Annotated in this window: 26 protein-coding genes and 1 riboswitch; of the genes, 17 read left to right on the top strand and 9 right to left on the bottom strand. The window is 33.9% G+C overall.

Annotated elements, in window-relative coordinates; genetic code table 11:
• Window positions 1–33: 33 nt before the first annotated feature.
• The 8 genes from CLOLE_RS17465 to CLOLE_RS17430 all read left to right on the top strand — a co-directional run bounded on the left by CLOLE_RS17465 (window position 34) and on the right by CLOLE_RS17430 (window position 7,014).
• The gene (locus tag CLOLE_RS17465) at window positions 34–477 is read left to right on the top strand and encodes a GNAT family N-acetyltransferase (protein ID WP_013658437.1); all 444 of its coding nucleotides are present in this window, start codon (window positions 34–36) and stop codon (window positions 475–477) included.
• A 187-nt stretch (window positions 478–664) separates the two neighbouring features.
• On the top strand, window positions 665–970 hold the full coding sequence (locus CLOLE_RS17460; protein WP_013658436.1) for a Dabb family protein: 306 nt from the start codon (window positions 665–667) through the stop codon (window positions 968–970).
• A gap of 423 nt (window positions 971–1,393) precedes the next feature.
• Window positions 1,394–2,221, top strand: a complete 828-nt coding sequence (locus CLOLE_RS17455) for a basic amino acid ABC transporter substrate-binding protein (RefSeq protein WP_013658435.1) — start codon at window positions 1,394–1,396, stop codon at window positions 2,219–2,221.
• 168 nt (window positions 2,222–2,389) lie between these two features.
• On the top strand, window positions 2,390–3,130 hold the full coding sequence (locus CLOLE_RS17450; RefSeq protein ID WP_013658434.1) for an amino acid ABC transporter permease: 741 nt from the start codon (window positions 2,390–2,392) through the stop codon (window positions 3,128–3,130).
• 12 nt (window positions 3,131–3,142) lie between these two features.
• Window positions 3,143–3,865: an amino acid ABC transporter ATP-binding protein gene (locus tag CLOLE_RS17445; RefSeq protein ID WP_013658433.1), complete on the top strand. Its 723-nt coding sequence runs from the start codon at window positions 3,143–3,145 to the stop codon at window positions 3,863–3,865.
• A 237-nt stretch (window positions 3,866–4,102) separates the two neighbouring features.
• A complete protein-coding gene (locus CLOLE_RS17440; RefSeq protein ID WP_013658432.1) occupies window positions 4,103–5,575 on the top strand; it encodes a protein adenylyltransferase SelO in 1,473 nt (490 codons plus the stop codon).
• Window positions 5,576–5,979: 404 nt separating this feature from the next.
• Window positions 5,980–6,372 (top strand): type 2 periplasmic-binding domain-containing protein, encoded by a 393-nt coding sequence (locus CLOLE_RS17435; RefSeq protein WP_041713076.1) that lies wholly within the window; start codon window positions 5,980–5,982, stop codon window positions 6,370–6,372.
• Between the two features lie 378 nt (window positions 6,373–6,750).
• Window positions 6,751–7,014, top strand: coding sequence for an ABC transporter permease subunit (locus tag CLOLE_RS17430; RefSeq protein ID WP_041713075.1), 264 nt, complete (start codon window positions 6,751–6,753; stop codon window positions 7,012–7,014).
• On the opposite strand, the gene CLOLE_RS17425 is transcribed toward CLOLE_RS17430, so the two are convergent.
• The 8 genes from CLOLE_RS17425 to CLOLE_RS17395 form a co-directional block, all read right to left on the bottom strand.
• On the bottom strand, window positions 6,995–7,720 hold the full coding sequence (locus CLOLE_RS17425) for an amino acid ABC transporter ATP-binding protein (RefSeq protein WP_013658431.1): 726 nt from the start codon (window positions 7,718–7,720) through the stop codon (window positions 6,995–6,997). The two genes, CLOLE_RS17430 and CLOLE_RS17425, sit on opposite strands and share 20 nt — an antisense overlap.
• A 5-nt stretch (window positions 7,721–7,725) precedes the next feature.
• Window positions 7,726–8,415, bottom strand: a complete 690-nt coding sequence (locus tag CLOLE_RS17420) for an amino acid ABC transporter permease (protein WP_013658430.1) — start codon at window positions 8,413–8,415, stop codon at window positions 7,726–7,728.
• A 25-nt stretch (window positions 8,416–8,440) separates the two neighbouring features.
• A complete protein-coding gene (locus CLOLE_RS17415; protein WP_013658429.1) occupies window positions 8,441–9,223 on the bottom strand; it encodes an ABC transporter substrate-binding protein in 783 nt (260 codons plus the stop codon).
• A gap of 33 nt (window positions 9,224–9,256) precedes the next feature.
• Complete coding sequence (gene ablB / locus CLOLE_RS17410; RefSeq protein ID WP_013658428.1) at window positions 9,257–10,111, bottom strand: putative beta-lysine N-acetyltransferase; 855 nt, start codon at window positions 10,109–10,111, stop codon at window positions 9,257–9,259.
• Between the two features lie 2 nt (window positions 10,112–10,113).
• Window positions 10,114–11,427, bottom strand: coding sequence for a lysine 2,3-aminomutase (gene kamA, locus CLOLE_RS17405; protein WP_013658427.1), 1,314 nt, complete (start codon window positions 11,425–11,427; stop codon window positions 10,114–10,116).
• Window positions 11,428–11,871: 444 nt separating this feature from the next.
• Window positions 11,872–11,994 (bottom strand): 7-cyano-7-deazaguanine synthase, encoded by a 123-nt coding sequence (locus tag CLOLE_RS23990; RefSeq protein WP_242825750.1) that lies wholly within the window; start codon window positions 11,992–11,994, stop codon window positions 11,872–11,874.
• Between the two features lie 10 nt (window positions 11,995–12,004).
• On the bottom strand, window positions 12,005–12,502 hold the full coding sequence (gene queF / locus CLOLE_RS17400; protein ID WP_013658426.1) for a preQ(1) synthase: 498 nt from the start codon (window positions 12,500–12,502) through the stop codon (window positions 12,005–12,007).
• The gene (locus CLOLE_RS17395; RefSeq protein ID WP_013658425.1) at window positions 12,499–13,002 is read right to left on the bottom strand and encodes a QueT transporter family protein; all 504 of its coding nucleotides are present in this window, start codon (window positions 13,000–13,002) and stop codon (window positions 12,499–12,501) included. Before CLOLE_RS17395 ends, queF begins: the two co-directional genes overlap by 4 nt.
• Window positions 13,003–13,281: 279 nt before the next feature.
• Between CLOLE_RS17395 and CLOLE_RS17390 the strand changes: the two genes are divergently transcribed.
• The 9 genes from CLOLE_RS17390 to CLOLE_RS17350 all read left to right on the top strand — a co-directional run bounded on the left by CLOLE_RS17390 (window position 13,282) and on the right by CLOLE_RS17350 (window position 21,780).
• A complete protein-coding gene (locus tag CLOLE_RS17390; protein WP_013658424.1) occupies window positions 13,282–14,616 on the top strand; it encodes a stalk domain-containing protein in 1,335 nt (444 codons plus the stop codon).
• 298 nt (window positions 14,617–14,914) lie between these two features.
• A complete protein-coding gene (truA, locus tag CLOLE_RS17385) occupies window positions 14,915–15,652 on the top strand; it encodes a tRNA pseudouridine(38-40) synthase TruA (protein ID WP_013658423.1) in 738 nt (245 codons plus the stop codon).
• Window positions 15,653–15,728: 76 nt separating this feature from the next.
• Window positions 15,729–16,289: a hypothetical protein gene (locus CLOLE_RS17380; RefSeq protein ID WP_013658422.1), complete on the top strand. Its 561-nt coding sequence runs from the start codon at window positions 15,729–15,731 to the stop codon at window positions 16,287–16,289.
• A gap of 90 nt (window positions 16,290–16,379) precedes the next feature.
• A complete protein-coding gene (locus CLOLE_RS17375; RefSeq protein ID WP_013658421.1) occupies window positions 16,380–17,198 on the top strand; it encodes a Cof-type HAD-IIB family hydrolase in 819 nt (272 codons plus the stop codon).
• Between the two features lie 17 nt (window positions 17,199–17,215).
• Window positions 17,216–18,568: a CapA family protein gene (locus tag CLOLE_RS17370; protein ID WP_013658420.1), complete on the top strand. Its 1,353-nt coding sequence runs from the start codon at window positions 17,216–17,218 to the stop codon at window positions 18,566–18,568.
• 67 nt (window positions 18,569–18,635) lie between these two features.
• The gene (locus tag CLOLE_RS17365; protein ID WP_013658419.1) at window positions 18,636–19,121 is read left to right on the top strand and encodes an HD domain-containing protein; all 486 of its coding nucleotides are present in this window, start codon (window positions 18,636–18,638) and stop codon (window positions 19,119–19,121) included.
• Window positions 19,122–19,159: 38 nt separating this feature from the next.
• Complete coding sequence (locus CLOLE_RS17360; protein ID WP_013658418.1) at window positions 19,160–19,642, top strand: flavodoxin family protein; 483 nt, start codon at window positions 19,160–19,162, stop codon at window positions 19,640–19,642.
• 108 nt (window positions 19,643–19,750) lie between these two features.
• Window positions 19,751–19,835: riboswitch (NiCo riboswitch) on the top strand.
• A gap of 82 nt (window positions 19,836–19,917) precedes the next feature.
• Window positions 19,918–20,805: a cation diffusion facilitator family transporter gene (locus CLOLE_RS17355; protein ID WP_013658417.1), complete on the top strand. Its 888-nt coding sequence runs from the start codon at window positions 19,918–19,920 to the stop codon at window positions 20,803–20,805.
• Window positions 20,806–20,901: 96 nt separating this feature from the next.
• Entirely contained in the window at window positions 20,902–21,780 is an 879-nt protein-coding gene (locus CLOLE_RS17350) for a PhzF family phenazine biosynthesis isomerase (protein WP_013658416.1), read from the top strand.
• Window positions 21,781–22,022: 242 nt separating this feature from the next.
• On the opposite strand, the gene CLOLE_RS17345 is transcribed toward CLOLE_RS17350, so the two are convergent.
• The gene (locus CLOLE_RS17345; protein WP_013658415.1) at window positions 22,023–22,760 is read right to left on the bottom strand and encodes a UTRA domain-containing protein; all 738 of its coding nucleotides are present in this window, start codon (window positions 22,758–22,760) and stop codon (window positions 22,023–22,025) included.
• Window positions 22,761–22,802: the final 42 nt, after the last annotated feature.

The following is a 22,802-nucleotide window of genomic DNA, read 5'->3' as shown; positions in this document are numbered from 1 at the left end:
TTGATATAAAGTAAATGAGTTAGGGGGTATTCCGTGGAAATTAAAATGATAAATGAGAATAAAAAACAGTTTCTTGATTTACTGTTGCTTGCAGATGAGTCGGAATCCATGATAGACAAATATCTTGAGCGTGGAGAGTTGTTTGCCTTGTATGATAATGAACTCAGAAGTGTATGCGTTGTCACAAGAGAGAGCTGTGATATATGCGAGCTTAAAAATATAGCAACATACGAAAAGTGGCACGGTATGGGATATGGCAGTAAGCTGATTCAATATATTGGGGCATTTTACAAAGATAAATATAAAACTATGATTGTCGGAACGGGCGATGTTCCTTCTATGATGCAATTTTATGGAAAAAATGGTTTTCATCTTTCACACAGGATTCATAACTTTTTTACTGACAATTACGACCACCCAATGTTTGAAAATGGGGTACAGCTTGTGGATATGGTCTACTTAAAAAAAGAGTTATAACTGTGCCAGTCTTCGTAGCTTACGCCGGGGCGTTATGCCTCGGCGATATATTTTGTCATCATCGTAGAGCTATCGAAAAAATTTATCTACGATTAAGATTATTTATAAATATTATGAATAAATATGTTGAGAAGCTATAAGGAGACTAGTATAATGAAAAATGATTAATAAGAAACGAGGTCATAAAATGGTCAAACATATTGTAATGTGGCAAGTAGCAGAACATGAAGTACATGGGACAAAAGAAGAAGTAATGCATAAGATTAAAGAACAGCTAGAGGGACTTAAGGGTCAGATAGAGGGACTTCTTGAAATAGAAGTAGGTCTTAATTTTAATGCTTCACCAGCAGCTTATGACGTAGTACTTTACTCAGAATTCGTAGATGCATCAGCTTTAGATTATTACCAAGCACATGAAAAGCACTTAGCGGTAGCAAATCAATTAGTAAGACAAGTGGCAACTAGTAGAGCAGTGGTTGATTATACAATTTAAAATGTATTTTTATAAATAAACAATTTAGGACAATATTGTTAAAATGTGGTATAAAATCAAACGCGAAATGTATAGTTTTTAACATAAAGTATTCACTTAAGTGTTTCCATAAACAGCGTGTCCACATTTATGCTCTTAAAATAGTATAGTATTTTCAACTTATGCACAAAGTTATACACATTATCCACAAAAAATAAATAAGTCTATTTAATTTTATGTTTACTAGATGTTTATAAAATTGTGGATAAAAATAAGAAAATATTAAATATCAAGGGCTCGTCCTAATTTTGATCAGAGAATATTTTCATTAAAGTATAAAAAAATAAAAATATAGATTGACTATTAATACTTGAATGTGTATAATTATTCATATCAAACAGGAAATAGATTATTTTATTAAATCACATAGAGGGGGATTATATAATGAAACAAAGTAAATTATTTAAAGTAGTAAGTTTAATAGGTATAAGTGTATTAACAATGGGGTTATTTGTTGGTTGTGGCAATTCAGCTACAAAAACAACTGATGCGAGTACCCAAACAGCAGAAGCTAGTCCAGAAAATAGTACAGAGCCAACAAACTCTGATAATGTTATTGTAATGGGGACTAATGCAGAATTCGAGCCATTTGAATATCGTGATGGATTAGATATTGTAGGATTTGATGTTGAAATTGCCAAGGCAGTTGCTAATAAACTAGGCAAAGAATTAAAAATTGAAGATATGGCATTTGACTCATTAATCATGGGACTTAATAATGATAAAATGGACTTTATTGCAGCAGGTATGACAGCGACAGAAGAACGTGCTCAGCAAGTTGATTTCTCAGATAGCTATTTCAAGTCTAAACAAGTTATTATCGTAAAAGCAGACAATACAGCAATTGCTTCTGCAGATGATTTAGTAGGTAAATCAGTAGGGGTACAACTTGGTACAACTGGTGATTTATTTGTAAGTGGTACAGAAGGTGTTACAGTTGTTCAAGTTAAAAAAGGAACTCAAGCTGTAATGGATCTTCAAAATGGAAAAGTAGATGCAGTCGTTATTGATGAAGAACCAGCTAAAAAAATGATAGCAGGTAAAACAGATGTAAAAATCTTAGAAGTACCTTTTATTGAAGAAGAATATGCTATTGCAGTTAAAAAAGGTAATACAGAACTTTTAAATACTATTAATGAAACAATCGAAGAATTAAAAGCTAACGGTGAATATGACAAAATCTACGAACAATTCTTTGGAAAAACAGAGTAACACATAAGAAAAAGTGTATAGAGAGTTGTTGCATGATAGAAGCCTAGTAGGCTATTGCAACAACTCTTTTTGTGATTTCTAGGGTATATATATTCAAAATTATTAGACTTAATGCAAAAGTAATGATATATTAGAATAAGATAACATAACAGAGAAGGTGGGAGGAATATGGAAAATTTCTTAACCAATTTATTAGGAGAGCAAACAGTTTTATTTTATAAAACATTCATGGAACAGAAATATTATACTGTCATTTGGGAAGGACTTAAGTGGACATTAGGGCTTACAGCCATTGCACTAATAATCGGTTTACTAATCGGTATATTTATAGCATTAGTACAAATTAGTGTGCTACCTAAGAAGTCTGGTTTTTTAAGAAGTTGTTGGTACTATATAGTAAAGTTTTTAAAGTGGATTACAAGAGCATATATTTACATAATTAGGGGTACACCATCTGTACTTCAAATTGTATTAATGTGGAACGTTGTTTTTGCCAATGCTACAATTGATCGTATTTGGGTTGGTGGAATTGCATTTGGTATTAATAGTGGTGCTTATATGGCAGAACTTATTCGTGCAGGTATCCAAGGTATAGATAAAGGACAAATGGAAGCCGGTAGGTCTCTAGGGCTTGGCTATGGTCAAACGATGAGACATGTTATTTTGCCACAGGCCTTTATTCAGATGTTACCAGCTTTCGTTAGTGAGTTTATCATCTTAATTAAGGAAACAGCCATTATAGGATTTATCGGTGGTCTTGATTTAATGAAAGCTCAAGATATTATTATGAGCCGTACCTTTAATGCCTTACAACCATTATTAATCGTGGGTGTATGCTATTTTATCATTACTAGCTTACTGACAGTATTTATGAGGCAAATAGAGAAAAAGGTTAACGTGAGCAAATAAGGAGGGCTGAAAATGATTAAGGTAGTAGACTTACATAAAAGTTTCGGAGATTTAAAGGTATTACAAGGAATTAATGACTCTATTAATAAGGGTGAGGTAGTTGTTATTATCGGTCCATCTGGTTCTGGGAAATCTACGTATTTAAGATGTATTAATCAAATGGAAGAAGTCACAAGTGGGCAGGTTTTAGTTAATGAAGTCGACATTACTGATCCTAAGGTAGATATTAATGAAATACGTCAAAAAATAGGAATGGTGTTCCAGCATTTTAACCTTTTTCCTCATATGACAGTGCTTGATAATATTACATTAGCACCTATGAAGATTAAAAAGATGGAGAAGGAAGAAGCAGAGAAATTAGCCTATAGCCTCTTAGAAAAAGTAGGACTAAGAGAGAAAGCTAGTGAATACCCTAATAAATTATCTGGTGGACAAAAGCAAAGGATTGCTATTGCAAGAGCTTTAGCGATGAAACCAGAAGTGATGCTATTTGATGAACCAACTTCTGCCTTAGATCCTGAAATGGTTAATGAGGTATTAGACGTTATTAAGGAACTAGCTAATGAAGGTATGACTATGATGATTGTAACGCATGAAATGGGCTTTGCAAAAGAAGTAGGTACAAGACTTTTATTTATGGATCAAGGCAAGATTATTGAAGAAGGCGTACCAAAGGATATATTTGATGCACCTAAAGAAGAAAGAACAAAACTTTTCTTAAGTAAGGTGTTATAATAAAATAAATAGAGAAATAGGGCTGTTACTAAATTTTCCTCTATTACAAAGTATAGGCTAAGCATTTATTTATGCAGGGACTATATTTTGTGTGATAGGGGATTTAAGTGACAGTCCTTTTTAGTTACTATTGATAAGATAAGTAAAATGGTGTTGTATAATAATTAGAGTTATGAAGAGACTAAAAATGAAATCATATGATGCAAATAAATAATAAAAAGTAAGGAGGAAGATATTATGGAAGAACAATTTGTAGAAAATAAATGTAAAATGCTAGAAAATACGTATATAACTTTACCAGAAGCATTTTTCTCAAGGCAATCTCCAAGTAAAGTGCCATCACCACAGCTAATTCTGTGGAATGAAAATCTTGCAGAAAAAATGGGTTTAGATATAGATTTTTTTAAAAGTAAAGAAGGGGTGGAAGTTTTAGCTGGTAACAAGGTTTTACAAGGAACAACACCAATTGCACAGGCTTATGCGGGTCATCAATTTGGCTATTTTACCATGCTAGGAGATGGAAGAGCCATTCTTTTAGGAGAGTATCTAACAAAAGAGGAAGAACGATTGGATATTCAACTCAAGGGTTCAGGAAGAACACCCTATTCAAGACGAGGAGATGGAAAAGCAACACTTGGCCCTATGCTACGTGAATATATAATCAGTGAGGGAATGAAAGGGTTAGGCATTCCGACTACAAGAAGTCTGGCAGTATTAACGACTGGTGAAACCATTATGAGAGAAACGAGTTTACCGGGAGCTATCTTGGTGAGAGTGGCTAAAAGTCATATCAGAGTGGGTACCTTTCAATATGCAAGCCAGTTTCAGACTAAAGAAGAGCTAAAGGCTTTAGCTGATTATACCTTAGAGAGACATTTTAAAGAAGGCATATCTAAAGAAGCACCTTATATGTATTTACTTCAAGAAGTAGTAAGAAGACAAGCAGAATTAATTGCAAAGTGGCAATTGGTTGGGTTTATTCATGGTGTAATGAACACAGACAATATGACAATCAGCGGAGAAACCATTGACTATGGGCCTTGTGCATTTATGGATAGTTATAATCCTGATACGGTGTTTAGTTCCATTGATACTAATGGGAGATATGCTTATCAGAATCAACCTAAAATGGCTGCATGGAATTTAGCTAGATTTGCAGAAGCCTTACTACCATTATTACATGAAGACCAAGCAGAAGCCGTTAAACTTGCAGAAAAAGAAGTCAATCAGTTTTTCACCTTATATCATAGTTTTTGGTATGAGGGAATGAGAAGAAAACTTGGTTTATTTCATGAAAATCAGATGGATCAATCTTTAATCGAAGCACTTCTAGGTTTAATGCAAAAGTATAATGCAGATTATACGAATACATTTCGTCAGCTCACATTAAATCAGTTAACGTCTTCTAATCTTACAGCCTCTGAAGAGTTTAAAGCGTGGCTTGACCTATGGCAACAACGCCTTAAGGCACAGAAAGAATCCTTAGAAGCAGCACGAAGCTTAATGGAGAAAAATAATCCTACAATAATACCTAGAAATCATAGAGTGGAAGAGGCGTTAGAACAAGCTGTAATTCATAAGGATTATAGTATTTTAGAAGCTCTAGTAAGAGCCTTACAAAATCCTTATGATTATCAAAATCTGAATGATGATTATACAGTAGTACCTGAGTCATTTACTTGTGGGTATAAAACATATTGTGGGACATAATAAGGGGACTTAGTAAGAGGACTATTAAGTAGTAAATAACTAGAATAATAGGTTGTGAAATAGACGGAGTTTAAAGACTCCGTCTATTTTATATACTCATTAAATCAAAACAAACAAATATATTCCAAAGCAAGAATGTTATGAAATAGTTCAACGCTTTCTGAGTAGAGGGCAATCTATGGTTTCTTAGTATAAAGATAATGAGACAGAAAGTCAAACGACAAGATATATGGAGAAAATCTTAATGCGACTTTAGTGATTTTTTGCGTTTTTCTTTAGACCATTCTGAATGAGTGCTTTAATTGCATCGAATATGGATGTGTAATTAGAAATAGTAGAAATATCATGCACACAATTGTCGGGAGTTATATCAATAAAAACAACAGGGAAACCTGTAGGCAAAATTGCATTTATTAAGGAAATACATCAATACCGGTGTTACTCCTAAAGAAAGTATAAATTCAACTATTGAAGACATTTATACTGAATTTGCAGTCGGGAAATATGGTAGGGCAATTGCCAGTGGGGTACATTTAGCGACATTAAGACAAAATGCATCTTTTGATGGAAGTGCGATTCAGTTTACTCCTCTTCCAGGTGGCACAGTCGTTGATGGATGGTTTGTAGGCGTTTGGTCTGGTTCGCAGCATAAAGAAGAAGCAGGTAAGGCCCTTGAGAAAATGCATGCACCTGAATCTGATTCGAAATGGATTCAATTAGGTGGACAGGCTCCATTACAAAAAACTACAGTAAAAATCTGGAAATTACTAATGGAAATAAATATATGGAAGCAATGATTAAGACATTTAATGAAGGGTGATTACCATCCAATACAGAAGCATACGTTGGATGGAAGCTTGATTTAAATTATCCTATTCAGAGTGTAGTGATATATGGTACAGATCAAATAAAAGCAATAGAAGAAGTAGAAAATATGTTTAATACAGATAATAATAGGTAAATTCCATAGGCCAGAGCTTTAGTTATGGGCAATGCGACAATCTGCAACTTAATATTAATACTAAATGGAGAGTGGTACTATTGAAGAAAATTACAGATAACAAGCAACTATCAATCTTTTATGTTGTTCTAGCAATGAGTGTTCTGCTGTTATTTCTTGTGGTTCTATTGATTTATACGTCTTATTGTAGTCTTTACAATCTGGACTATTTAATATGATATTAAGAAAATTAGGATTTGATTTTATTTATGTTGTACAGAATAAAAATTCGGCAATAATAGCACTCATATTTGTTCTTGTATGGCGACTAGTTGGTTATGCAATGGTTATGATTCTTGCAGGAATAAAAAGTTTAGATAAAGCATTATTGGAAGCAGAACAGGTTGATGGAGCATTTCCCTTACAACTTCTATGGCATGTAAATCAGCTTCAATTTGATCAGAAAGTCCTTATATTTTCTAAACAAGAATCTGACTAAGAAATGTCTGTAAACGCTCGTGACTAGGGTTTTCAAACAATTCTAAAGGTGAACCTTCCTCAGCAATAATACCTTCATTAAGAAATATAATTCGATCAGCTACTTCTTTAGCAAAGCCCATTTCATGAGTCACAATAATCATTGTCATTCCTTCACTTGCCAAATCTCTCATAACCCTTAGGACTTCTCCAACTAATTCAGGATCAAGTGCAGAAGTGGGCTCATCAAACAATATTACTTCTGGTTCCATTGCAAGTGCTCTTGCTATGGCAACACGCTGCTTTTGCCCACCTGATAACATGGCTGGATATTGATTTGCTTTATCTTCAAGTCCAACTTTTTCAAGAAGTAACATTCCAAGATTTTTAGCTTCATTTTTAGGTATTTTTTTTACAATAACAGGTCCTTCTATAATATTTTCAATGACTGTTTTATGTGGAAAAAGATTAAAATGTTGAAAAACCATACCGACCTTCTTGCGCATGGCATTAATATTATTTTTCTTTTTTGATATTGCTTCTCCATCGATATATATTTCTCCACTTGTTTTCTTTTCTAAAAAATTAATACATCTAAGTAGTGTACTTTTTCCTGAACCACTAGCTCCAATTATACAAACGACCTCTCCTCTTTCAATAGTCATATTAATGCCCTTTAACACTTCACACGAACCAAAGCGTTTGTATAGATCTTTTATTTCAATCATATGAATCACCTCTCATTTACTTTTAATCGTTTCTCTATATATGCTAATAATTTTGTAAGAGACAGCGTAATGATAAGATAGTAAAGTGCTGCCACAAAAAAGATAGGAAATGCATCAAATTTTATAGAAGCATATTGCCTTGTGAGCATAATGATCTCCGTAATAGTAATAGCACTGGCTAAGGAAGAATCTTTAATAGCTATAATAAATTGATTACCAAGAGCAGGAATAGAACGTTTAAAAGCTTGTGGAAGAATAATACGCCTCATAGCCTGTAATTTTGTCATGCCTAGTGCTTTGGCAGCTTCATTTTGTCCTTTATCAATTGACTCAATTGCACCTCTGAAAATTTCACTAATATAAGCACCACTATGGAAGGCAAGACCAATAATAGCAGATGAAAAACTGTCAAATTCAATGCCTAGTTGAGGTAAAGCCGAAAAAATAAATATGAGTTGAAGAAGCAATGGGGTTCCTCTTACAATGGTAATATAGCAATCTATTAATTGCATAAGAATCTTTTTTTTAGAAAGTTTAAGTATCGTTGCTAAAAGCCCAAACAGTGTGCCTAATAAAATAGAATAAAAAGAGAGTTGTAATGTCATCCATACCCCAGGTAAAAATTTAGGCATAAAATTTAAAACTGTAGAAAAGAACTCAACAATCATTTCATAGAAATTAGTAAAATAATGCATGTCGACCTCCTGTGTATAGTCTATGTTACTTTTCTAAAATATTTGTACTAAACCATTTTTGACTGATTTCTTCATAAGTACCATCATCTATCATATCTTGAAGTGCCGTATTAACAGCATCTAAAAGTTCGGCATCTTCTTTTCGTATAGCAACACCAATTTCTTCAAAATACAAAAGTGTACCTGCAACCTTAATATTTATTCCATATTTTGAAGGTGCGCTAAGCCCTACAAATTTCCCTGTTACTAGTGCATCCATACGTCCTTGTTTAAGTGCTCTTAAGTTGTCTACATCACTTTCAAATTGAAGAATTTCAAGGTTTGGATAATTCTCACTTAAATAAGAATGAAAAGTGGTACCTGTTACAACCCCCACTTTTGCATTAGTCAAATCATTAATATCTGCTATATCTGAATCCTGCATTACAAATAGTTGTGCACCATCATAATAATAAGGATTCGAGAAGCTAACTTTTTCCAATCGCTCCTCAGTAATCGCCATACTACCAATAATCATATCAAAACGCTTTCCTGTTAAACCAGTAATAATACCTTCCCATGCAATCGTTTCTGGCTTAGCAGTTACGCCCATTTTATCAGCAATGGCATTAGCAATATCAATATCAAAACCAACAAGTTCCCCACTTTCATCTATGTAGTTAAATGGTGGATATTGCCCTGTCATAGCAAAGGTTAGTTCCTTTTTTTCTTTAACCTTTTCATAGGTTGTTTGAGTGCTATTTGTACACCCCACAAAAGAAAACATAGTACATAATGATAGCCCTAAAAGTAATATTTTTTTTAACATAAAATCCTCCTTTAGTTAATTAAGTTAATAAAATTAAATCATTTTATACCAGACATTCATGCTTTCAAGTTGCCCACCGATGTGTGTATTATTCCTAAGTAGCCCACCGTAACAATAACCTTGCTTAGTAAAAGTAATATTCATACCATATGAATTTGCACGGGCAATTGTATAGACTGTTTGAATACCTAACATCCTCATATGTATTTCCATCTCCTGCAATAAATGCAAGGCAAACTGATGTCCTCTATAATCTGGATGAATTGCAAAATCCGTCATTTCACTTGTTTTAGTTGATAAGTCTGTTTCACAAGATGCAACACCAACTAATTGATTTTTATTAAATAGACCAAAATAGATAATGTTTTTTAACATTGTTTCTTCTAAATACGTTTTATCAAAAATAGGAAAAGGATAAGAGCTGAATACTTGACGGTAAAGTTCTGCCATTGCAAAAGTATGAGAAGTATCTAATATCTTAATAGTAAAAGGTGATTGTAATTTTAATGAAATATTGAGTGAAGTTTGGTGAAGTGATTTCCTAAGTACATCTGTAACTTGATCAATATCTTTTATCTGTTTGCGTCTAGCATCAAGATAATGGCACATATAACAACAGGTTTCAATAGCACTAAAATACTTTGGGATAGATCCTTCTTGCTTATATCCACGCTTAGAAAAATCCGCTTTAAAAGGTTTTGGGACCTTATAAATCATTTTTGTATAATGGTTAGTTGTAGCCAGTTCTTCAAGCTCATCTATTATGGCTGGCATATCTTGAGGATCTAGGTGCATCACGTAAACCCGTTTATTCTGAGGACCATGATGAATAAGGGAGTGCCTATGTGTTTCAATAACATCTGAGGAATTAAAAAAACTAGAGTTCATATTTATTCCCTCCTTGAATGACGTAATAATTTTTCTGGAATAAGTGTATAGTCTTCTTCATAGTCACATAATAATTTAGCAATGCCAATACTCTGATATTGCTTACATGGTGTATCATGATTACGCTGTAGGTGGCACGCTTCACAATTTAAATCACAACTTGACGTATTATCATTTATAGGCATTTGATAAGTCGTTATGACTCCTTCATAATTTCTAAGGACAACTTTATTACTTGACCATGAAACAAGGTAATTAGGCATAACGGGAATCTTCCCCCCACCCCCAGGCGCATCAATCACATAGGTAGGAATGGCAAACCCGCTTGTATGACCTCTTAGATTTTCCATGATTTCAATACCTGTGCCTATATTGGTACGAAAATGTTCTAATCCTTCAGATAAGTCACATTGGTAAAGGTAATAAGGACGTACACCATTTAATATAAGCTTATGAAGTAAATCTTTCATAATGTATGTACAATCATTAATGCCTTTCAAAAGAACAGATTGGTTACCTAATGGAATACCTGCTAATTTGAGTTTCTTTAAAGCGGCACCTGCCTCAGTTGTCATTTCACGAGAATGATTAAAATGTGTATTAAGCCAAATATTATCATATTTTTTAAGAATAGAAACTAATTCATCGGTAATTCTGAATGGTAGGACAACGGGTGTCCTAGTGCCTATACGTACGACTTCTACATGATCAATGGCAGTTATTTCTTTAAGTAACCAATCTATCATTGTATCTGAGAGTAAGAACGGATCTCCACCTGACAATAAAACATCACGTATGACTGGTGTGTTTTTAATGTATTCAATGCCTTGTAGAAGTGACTCTTTAGAAGGGATAGAATCTAAATCACCTACTTTTCTTTTACGTGTACAATGCCTACAATACATGCCACATACATTACTCACATGAAAAAGTACTCGATCTGGATAACGATGAGTAATACAAGGTGCTGGACTATCTACTTCTTCATGAAGGGGGTCCGACATATCGCACGGAGAAATATTAAGTTCTAGAACACTTGGAAAACATTGCTTAAAAATAGGATCATTGTCATAATTATGTATATCGACTAGAGATAAATAATAAGGTGAAATAGCCATAGGGAATTGAGCAAGAGTTCTTTCAATGTCAAATTTTTGTGAATCAGAAAAGGTAATACCTAAAATCATTTCAACAGTTTCGACTTTACGAATAGTATTCTTGACTTGCCATTGCCAGTCACACCACTTTTCCATAAGAGTTTCTGAGATATGATCATTTGACATATACTCTTTAGTGATACATATTTTTTCATTCATTTATTACTCCTTTCTTGGGGGCAAATAAAAAAGCACTCTAACTCTGAATTAATCAGAGTTAGAGTGCCTAAGCTTCGCAACATAGCTCGCTTTATACCACACAATGTATAGTATAGCATATGACCGTATGACCCTATGCAAGCCCCAGTTCTAATAATAGGTAAAACTATTGTTTTTCAGTAGGCATTTCGTTTTTAACCAATGGTTTACATATTTCCACACATATTCATGTACGTAAATAGGCTCACTCATTAAACTACTCCGGACTACTTAATTCACAATATATTTTATTTATATTTATATAATATACTAATTTTATATATTTGTCAAAATGTTTTAAAATAATCAATCTTTTATATGCTTATCATAAGTTTAATAGCTTTTATTTATAGCCTGACTACAATCAGGATAAGTATTATAAGCGGCTAATGCTTTGCTATATTTTTATCCATAAGTTATAGATAATGGAGTTACATTTTCCTTACTGAAATTTTCTATAGCTAGGGCAAGACAAGTTGTACTGTCGATGCCACCACTAAATAAAACTATTGATTTTATACAGAGCACATCTTTCCTATTAGCGATTATCTACTTTTTCAGGGTATAAATCATGATGGGTTAGTCGGTCAAAAGCAACAGCTTCCCATTTAGTCCCAGGCTTCCCATAATTACAATAAGGGTCTATAGAAATCCCACCTCTTGGAGTGAATTTACCCCATACCTCTATGTATTTAGGGTCCATTAGCTTAATAAGGTCTTTCATAATAGTATTAATACAATCCTCATGAAAATCACCATGATTTCTAAAACTGAAAAGGTAGAGCTTAAGGGATTTACTTTCTACCATACGAGGACCTGGTACATAAGAAATATAAATAGTTGCAAAGTCAGGTTGACCAGTAATCGGACATAAGCTTGTAAATTCTGGACAGTTAAATTTAACGAAATAATCATTATCAGGGTGTTTATTAATAAAAGTTTCTAAGACCTCTGGGGCATAATTATCTCGGTAGGCTACCTTTTGATTACCTAAATGGGTTACACCGTTTAATTCCTCTTTTGTTCTACTACTCATACTAAATTCTCCTTTTGTGTTTTACAAATAATAGGTGCTAATGTTTTTACCAAAAGTACGCCTACAAGTGCAGGGATGATTTGCCCAATACATAAGCTCATAGCTAGTGCAGTATATGGCAGATTTAAAAGATAAGAAAGCCAAATAGAGACACCTAATCCTGGGACTAAAATAATAGGTAGGGCAATGAGCCATTTATTAAGATTACCTTGTTTAATAAGGACAATAGAGTAGGTTGTAACGATGCCAACAGTAAGGCCTCCAATCATATCAAGAAGACCTAAGCCACCAAAAAGGGCATTAGCAATAAAATTGGCGAGACCAAGTGGGAAAACTAGGAACGGAAAGAAATATGATAGGGCGTACATACTGGTAGCAATACGGATTTGATAAGCCCCAAAAGAAAAGCTTTGCGTAAAATACAAAATGACGATATAAAGCGCCATGAGCATAGAAGAAAAAACTAATTTTTGTGTTTTACTTAAGTTTGTCATATTCATAAACGTTCACCTCCAAATTAAATTCACAACAACATAAGTTGTCCCTAGTTTTGTTTTTAGACAGGATGGTCTCGAACTGTCTTATTAATTTAAGGCGTACCCTTATATCATATGTCAAAATAATAAAATATACAACATTATTTCTTTTTACTCCAATAAAAATAACAACTTACGAACAAAATGAAATGCACAAATGAGATTATGCTATAATGAATTATCTTTAAAATGCGAAGGTTTTAATCATTTTTTCTAGGGTTATTTATAAAAAGGAGGAAAAAGATGAAAGCAAGGAAGATGTTAGCTATACTTTTAGGAATGTTGGTGGCAATACCATCAGGAGCTGTTATGGCACAGAAACCAGTAAGTGTTACGATTAATAACGAAAATGTAGTTTTTAAAGATGTAGCCCCTTTCATTGATAGTAATAATCGTACCTTAGTACCACTGCGTTTTATTAGTGAAGAGCTTGGCGCTCAGGTAGAATGGGACCAAGTATCTGGAACGGCTACTATTATGAAAGACAATATGAAGGTGCTTTTAACGGTGGGACAAACCACAATGATAGTAGATGGAAAAACTAAAGAAATGGATACTAAGCCAATTATGCAAGACGGTCGTCTGTTTGTACCTGTTAAATATATTGGAGAACTACTTAATGTAGAAGTTAAATGGCTTGCTAAAGACAATACAGTAGCGATTACGCCAGGTATTACGGGCCATGCAGTAGTAGCTAAAGTGGGTGACTTAACGATAACAGCAAAAGAGATATTGACTCAATTAGATTATGAAATGATGATGCTTCAATATCAATACCAATACGATGATAGCTTTTTTGAAACAGAGGAAGCTAAACAGTATATGGAGCAGCGCAAGGGAGAGCTTGTTGATTATATTATTAAGAACAAAGTGGCACTCATTAAGGGAAGAGAACTTAAGTTAGAGCCTACAGTGACAGAAGTAAATAATGAATTTAACAAAACTAAGGAAGATTATGAGACAGCAGCAGAATTTGAAAAAGCTTTAGTAAATAGTGGCTTAACAACAGAAGGTTATAAAACTCAGATTAAAGATAGTCTAACGATTTCCAATGTTGCTAAATACATTAGTAAGAACATCCCTGTTACCGATGCTGAAATTAAGGCATATTATGAGAGCAATAGTGGAAACTATACAATGCCACCAGGTGCTGAAATGGCACATATTTTAGTTGCAACGGAGGAAGAAGCTAAGGCTATTAAAGCAGAATATGATAAAGGTACAAGCTTTGCAGAGCTTGCTAAAAAGTATGGTACAGACGGGACTAAAGATACTGGAGGAGAACTAGGTTATATCGCATATGATTCAAGTTATTATGATCAGGACTTCTTAGATGGAGCGAAGACTTTAGAAGAAGGGCAAGTATCAAACCCAGTTAAAACCCAATTTGGTTGGCATTTAATAAAAGTTTTAAATGTACATAAAGAAGCTTATAAGGTGCTGTTAGAAGAAATAAAAGAAGACCTTAAAAACATTATCATTTCTGAAAAAGCAACTGAATTTATTTATAGTCAATTAGATGAATGGGGCAAAGAGATGACTATTGAGAAATATGAGGATGTCATAAATAAGCTTTAATATTATGAGGGGTAGGTGGCTAGTATAATTATAAATCCTACCTCTAGCAAAAATCTTTGCTGTATTTGCAAAAGCATTATGAAGGAAAGATAACAAATATTGAAGAGTATTGTGAAACTATAAATGGCTTCATGGTGCTCTTTTTTGATGGCTATTATTCAGAGAGGTAATCGCCTTTTTTGTCATATATCTAAATATTAAAATCAGTGTTATAATAAATGAAGCTAATGATAGGTAGGTAAAAGATTATTTTAGTAGCCTAGCATTTATTCAAAAAGAAAGCATATAGGTAAATTGAATGAGAAATTTTAAAATCGTTATTCAGTATGATGGCAGTCGTTATAAGGGTTTTCAACTCCAAAGAGATACAGATCTTACGGTGCAAGCAAAAATCGAAGCAGTTCTTGAGAAAATGACAGAGGAGCAAGTAGAGATTATTGGCTGTGACCGCACAGATGTAGGTGTTCATGCAGAAAATTATGTAGCTAGTTTTAAAACGGAGTGTACTTTAAGTACAGCGTGTATGTTAGATTATTTGTATGAATTTTTACCTGAGGACATTGTGGTAAAAAGCATAGAAGAAGTAGATGAGCGCTTCCATGCACGTTATAATGTCAAAGCCAAGACTTATGAGTATACCATTAATTGTGGTGCTCAAAGAAATGTCTTTAATAGAAAATATGTGCATCATATGTCTGAGAACTTTGACCTGAAAAGTATGAACGAAGTAGCGGCTGTTTTTAAAGGTACCCACGATTTTCAAAGCTTTACAAGTTTAAAACCCAATGGCAAATCAACGATGCAAACCATTAACGAAATTGAAATCATCCAAAAAGGGGATATCCTTCAGATTCGCGTAACAGCAGATGACTTCTTATTGCATATGCCAAGAATGATTATTGGTGCAATCGTTGAAGCAGGGAAAGGAACGATAACAGCTCAGCAAACTCAGGAAGTCATGGATAAAAAACAAAGAGCAACAGGCTATCCTATGGCCAAGCCAAAAGCCCTTTCACTAGTAGAAGTAAAATATTAATAAATAAATCAAACCTAAAAGAAAGGTCATAAAAGTTATAAGCCATACTTATCAATTTTATGTAAAGGAAAAAAGAATGTACTGTGTAATTGGTGAAAAAATACTTCGTTGTGAAGTAAAGAAAAAAGAAGAAATCTCTTCTCTGTGTAAAGTAGGTTCGGCTCAAAAGGAACAAAGCATTGCGAATAACCGTTTATTTAAAACAGAGCAGGAAGCAGCTCAGTTTATTAAGAAAAGAAAAATGAACAAGGTAAATGAGAATAAACAAGTAGCTAACGCAGTAGCAACTTGTAAAGCCCTTTATGAAAAGCTTTATGAAGAAACAGGTATTGAAGTAAGAACCATTGATAGACAATGGACAGTGAGTTCAGCAGAAAAGCACATTATTAAATTAAAAAGAACATTACTCGATAAACCAGAAACGCATGATAAAAATGTAAGCAAGAGCTTTGGTATTGCACCGAATCCTAAAAAAGATAAAAAGAAATTGACTCAAAAAAATAAGTCAAGTAATCATGATTCAAGAAGTAACGCTAAAAGTAATCGCGCAGAAAAAAGTAGTTCAGACAAAAAGCATTCAAACAGAAATAGTACAAGAAATAATGCTACTAAAAGCTTTAGTAGTAAAATGAAATAAATAACCATTTAACTAATCCTAGGGCATAAGCATCAATCATGTTCTAGGATTTTAGTTTTTGATATACTTATAGATAAGGAAGGTGGAGGAATGAAGACATTATATGTGACAGACTTAGATGGCACTTTATTAAATACCAAGGATAGAATAAGTGAATATAGCAAAAAGGTTATTAATGAGCTAATTAAGGAAGGCATGCACTTTACCTATGCTACAGCAAGATCCTTAATCTCAGCGGCTGTAGTGGCTGAAGGCTTAAGTCCTCAGATACCTGTTATTGTTTATAATGGAGCCTTTATTTTAGATGCCACAACAAGAGAGGTTATGGCCTCCAGTGGGTTTAATGTAGAAGAAAAACTGTTTATAAAGAAGCTATTACATCACTATCAAGTAAGCCCTTTAGTATATGCTTTTATAGAGGGGATAGAAAGGGTAAGCTGGATACCAAAGCATGAAAATGAAGGTATTCGCTATTATTTAAATAATAGAAGAGGGGATAAGCGTTTTAGAGAAGTAGGGCAAGTAGAAGCTTTATATGAGGGAGAAGTCTTTTATTTTACTTGCATAGGAGAAAGGGAAGAATTACTTCCGATTTATGAGGCATTAAAAGACCACCCTCATTATAACTGCTTATTTCATCAAGAGCTTTATAGAGAAGAGTATTGGTGTGAGATTTTGCCAAAGAAAGCGACTAAAGCTAATGCTATTAAGCAGTTAAAAGAACTCTTTCAGTATGACAGGGTGATTGCTTTTGGGGATGCCATGAATGATATACCTATGTTTGAAATAGCAGATGAATGTTATGCAGTAGCCAATGCTGTTCCAGAGCTTAGAGAATTGGCAACAGATGTAATAGAAAGCAATGAAGAAGATGGTGTAGCTAAGTGGTTAATGCATCATTTTTCTTAAATAAGGGAGGGGATACTATGAAAAAGAAGTTAATCGCTATTTTAGCAATATGTATTTGTCTTTGGAGTAGTCAAGCTTTAATGGCAGATATAGTGGTCACTACAGTAGAGAAAACGATTACTATGCAGGATCATACGACTTACAGGAAGCAAGGAACGACCATGGTGCAAGCAGCACCTTTTCTAAAAGCACTGGGATATCAAGTGACTTGGCAGCAAAAAGAAGGCACTTTTCTTATTATGCCAGGTAATATAGTGATTAAGGCAAATAGCCGTCAAGCTAGCGTAGGGGGAAGTAACTATTACTTAGAAACAGCGCCAGTGGTTAAAGATGGAAGAGTTTATATACCCCTTAAGTTTTTCTCAGATTTCTTAGGTTATAACGTGGTTTACAAAGACGGTCAGATGAATATTTCAGGTACTGAAAATATAGGGAAAACTGGAAAATATGAAGAAGAAATAAGTGAAAAGCGAATCACCCTATCAGCAGCAGGAGATTTTACATTAGGGTATTACAAAGGACAAAGTAGAGGTGGGCGCTTTGATGAAGTAGCTAAGGCAAATGGCTATGCTTATTTTATGAAGAATGTAAAAAGCATTTTTGAAGAGGATGATTTAACTATAGTAAATTTAGAAGGACCTCTCACGACTAGAGGTAGTGCAGCAGAAAAGGAATTTGCTATTAGAGGGTTACCTGAGTACATAAAGATTTTACAGTTAGGAGATATAGAAGTTGTTAATTTAGCCAACAATCATAGTAAGGATTATGGAAATGTAGGCTATACAGATACAAAAAGTGTTTTAACAAAAAATCAAATTGGGTATTTTGGCAGTGATCAAACCTACTATATAACCATTAATGATATCCGCATTGCTCTGATTGGAGAATCCGCTTGGAGTAATGATCAAGGTATGAAAAATAAACTTAAAAAGCGTATTACAGAAGCGAAAGCAAAAGCAGACTTAATCATTATAGAGTTTCATTGGGGGATTGAGAGAGAAAATATTCCTAATAAAGTGCAGCAGGATTTAGCTAAGTACGTCATTGATCAAGGTGCTCATTTAGTACTGGGTAGCCATCCTCATGTGATTCAAGGTATAGGAAGTTATAAAGGTGCCAATATTGTGTACAGCATGGGTAACTTCTGCTTTGGCGCTAATAAAAATCCTGATGATAAAGACACCTTTATTTATAGGGAAACCTTTGTATTAACTAAAGATGGTATTGTTTCAGAAGGCAATGAAATTATTCCTTGTTCTATTTCTTCTGTATCTAATAGAAATAATTATCAACCCAAAGTTCTTACAGGTGCAGATAAAGAGCGTGTATTAAAACGCATTGAGAAATATAGTAAAGGCCTCAAAAACTAAGCACAAGCCAATAAAGTCAAAGAAGTTTTATCTTGAATTAAACAGGAAAGGAATAGAGGAGAAAAATATGATTAATACATTAGCATATAAGATGATGACGTATTATAGCGGAGATGCCAAACGTATTCAACATTTTATTAAGGTACATAGCTTTGCCAAACTCATTGGGGAGATGGAGCAGCTAGACCCAGAAACACTTACCCTAATAGAAGTAACAGCCCTTGTACATGATATAGGGATTAAAGCAGCAGAAGCACAATTTGGGAGTAGTAATGGTAAGTTACAAGAACAATTAGGTCCAGATTTAGCTAAGAAGCTCTTAAAAGAACTGGACTATCATGAAGAGAAAATTAAACGTGTTTGTTATATAGTAGGCCACCATCATACTTATACAGATATACAAGGAATAGACTATCAGATTTTAGTAGAAGCAGATTTCCTTGTAAACTTTTATGAAGATGAGCTAGGAAAAGAAGCTATAAAGACCGCCTATAACAATATTTTTAAAACCCCTAGCGGAAAAAAGCTTTGTGAGATTATGTATGGGATTTAGTATTAGTAAACGTAAGTAGATCAATAAGGAGGAGTAATATGAGAGCCATAGTAGTTTATTATTCATTAGAGGGCCATACACAATATATAGCAGAGGAAATAGCTCAGTGTCTAAAAGCAGATACATTAGCCTTGAAAATAGCAAAACCCTATCCAAAGGGGAAAATGGCTAGGATGTTTTGGTGTGGGAAAGCAGCAGTGTTTGGAGAAAAGCCAAAGCTTGCACCTTATGAATTTGATACATCTCAGTATGATGTCGTAATTTTGGGGACACCTATTTGGGCAGGAAGCCATGCAGCTCCTATTAGTACATTTCTTGAAGAAAATAATATAGGAGGGCATAAGGTGGCAATTTATGTATGTAGTGGAGGCGGGGGTACACAGAAATGTTTTAATCAACTTGAAAATAAATGGGGAGAAGCAATTGCAACCTTAAGTCTTATTAATCCCAATAAGCAAACTTATGCAGAAGATAGATCGAAGGTAGAAGCTTTTTGTAAAGCTATTCAAGAGAGTATATAAGCGCTTTGCATAACCATCTTTCTGGGGCAAAGGAATAAGTAATTGGGTTATGTATTTTATTTATAAAAAGTAGATTGACAAATAGGCTTGTTCTCATTTACAATGACTTTAATGAGAATAAATCAGGTTATTATGTTGGATGTAATAACTGGGCCAATTTATTGGCAACAGGAATTAAACCTGTGGGACTATAATAAACACTATAGTCTCACAGGTTTTTTATGTATTAGGAACTAATTTATTTTATGAGTATTTCTAAGGGGGAAGTAAGGCGTATGGAAAAGAGTAAGTTTAAGATTGTAAAGAAAGTATTGTGGCTCATTTTATTAGCAAACTTTGCAGTGGCAGCAGCTAAGGTGATTTTTGGGATGATTATTAATAGTGCTAGTATGACAGCAGATGGATTTCACTCTATAACAGATGGTTCATCCAATATTGTAGGGCTTATTGGAATTGGAATTGCATCAAAGCCCATTGATGATGATCACCCCTATGGGCACAAGAAATTTGAAACGATTACAGGGCTTTTTATAGTAGCAATGCTAGTTGGTTTAGGACTTAAGATTATAGTAGGGGCAATAAGTCATTTTATTAATCCTATAACACCGGAAATTAGTATTTCAAGTTTAGTGGTGATGATCATTACACTAGGTGTTAATTTATTTGTCACAACATACGAACGCAAAAAAGGTGAAGAATGCAATAGTACGATTTTAATTTCAGATGCCATGCATACCAAAAGTGATATTTATGTAACGATTGGTGTACTTACCACGTTGGTGGCTATTAAACTTGGGGCACCAGTATGGATAGATCCACTTGCATCACTGATTGTAGCAGGATTTATTTTGAAAGCAGGCTATGAAATATTTGATATGACCTGTGGTGTGCTGGTAGATAAAGCAGTAGTGGACAATAAAGAAATAGAGAAAATTACAGTCAAACATGAGCTTGTCAAAGGTGTACATAAAATCAGAAATCGTGGAACAATAGATGATTTACATATTGATATGCATATTTTAGCTTCTTGTGATTTGACACTTGGACAGACACACAAGCTTTCACACGACATTGAAGATATGCTGCAAAAAGAGCTTAATCCTCATGCACAGGTTATTATTCATATTGAACCTTATGAGACGGAGCTAGGCAAAGAAGATTAGAGGAAATAATGGGAGTTGTTTTTATTGCATGGTATAATATATTTTATGATCATAATAAATAGGTTTGAGTAGACTAAGATAAAGGGGGATATTTTAATGGAGATTATTCAATATGATGTATTTACTTTGACCGTCAATAAAGGCAATCCTGTAGGGATTATTACTGATGGAGATAAGTATGATGATGAGCTCATGCAAAAGATTGCTTACAAGGCAGGTTACAATGAGTGTTGTTTTATATGTAAGTCAGACGTTGCTGATTATAAGTTGAGGTATTTTACACCAGGACATGAAACACCTCTATGTGGTCATGCAACCATAGGTACAATGAAATTTATTGTTGATGGTTTAAATGCCAATAGTGATTTAGATTTTAAAATAGAAACAAGAGCAGGGCTATTAGATATTCACTACAGTTATGACACGGATGAACTATTAATGGAGCAAGCCAATGCTACCTTTACACCATTTGAGGGAGATAAAGAGCAGTTATTAAATGCAATAGGATTAGAGATAGAGGATTTAGATACACGTTATCCTATTGTGTATGGAAGTACTGGTGCTTGGACAACACTTATACCTATTAAAACATTGGATAGCTTTCAAAAAATGAAACCTAATAATGATTTATTTCCTGCTATTTTAAAACAGATGCCTAGAGCTTCCATTCATCCTTTCACATTAGAATGCTATGATCAAAAGAGTGACATGCATGGAAGGCATTTTTCTTCCTGTTATTCTGGAACTATTGAAGATTCAGTAACAGGAACAGCTAGTGGTGTTATGTCTGCTTATTATTTAAAATACATCAAAGGTAGTGATGAAGTAGATCTAATGATTGAACAAGGAAATGAGATAAATAAAGAGGGATATGTTCATGGATATGCTTTTAGAAATAATGATGAGATAGAGGTGAAAATATCTGGAACAGCAGTAAAGTCCAAAGTATTTAAAATAGCATTAACGAGCGACTAATTTTTTATTGTTAAAAATGGAAGATACGCTACAGAAAAGAATCTAATAGAGATAAGATTAGCAAATTTAAAACTTTTAAATGACTTTCTAGGTTAAATGTAATCGCATAAATACCTTAAAAGCTATATAAAATAATATAACGAATAAAACCGCCTGAGATTGAATTTTGAAAACTTAGGCGGTTTTATTTATAAGACTAGAAGTAGAATGCAATGAATTATATAAAGCTTATTAAGCTGATATTAAAAAGATGGCTTGGTACGTGTTGCAGTATCTTGGAAACTAAAGAATTCAGGACGATGTCTAGAAGCTGTAAATTCAAACATAACGCCATCTGAATTGTAAGTTTGATTAGAAACAACAGCCAAGCAGTTATGTTCATTTAGGTCCAAATCCAAGTGAATCACATCAGCATCAGTTGCTTTTTCAACGGTGATTTTACGTTTACTAGTGATAATGGATACGCCTAGGTCTTGTTCTAAATAATGATAAATTGATTTCTCAGCTATTTCAGGAGTGAGTCCCTTTGTAACTTCTTTTAAGAAGAAACTATGGTCCAAAATGGTGGGTGTACCATCTAGGTAACGGACACGTTGGATATAATAAAGTTCACTACCTACTGGGAGACCTGTACGGCGATGAATAGACTCATCAGCAATGAGGTCTGTAAAGATTAAGACTTTAGTGGAAGGTATTCTATTATTGCGTTTGGCTAGTTCTTCAAAAGTTTCAATGCCGGCAAGTGTAAAAGAGTTTTGTTGCTGTGGCTCATAGATTACACGAACGCCTTTCCCCTGAAGAGATTGGACATAGCCAGCTTTGACAAGCTGTGCAATGGCCCTGCGAACTGTATTTCTAGAACAATCATAAGTTACGATCAATGTATTTTCAGAAGGAAGTAATTCTTGAAAGTTATATTCAAATGCTTCAATTTTCTTTTTTAGTTCATCATAAATGAGTTCATATTTAACGCCTGCCATTTTCATTCTCCCTTCTAAAATTTCTGGTGTGACACATACTAA

The organism is Cellulosilyticum lentocellum DSM 5427, from assembly GCF_000178835.2.
Taxonomy (GTDB): domain Bacteria; phylum Bacillota; class Clostridia; order Lachnospirales; family Cellulosilyticaceae; genus Cellulosilyticum; species Cellulosilyticum lentocellum.
Note: the sequence above shows the minus strand (reverse complement) of the source record. Positions and strands in the feature narration are given on the sequence as shown.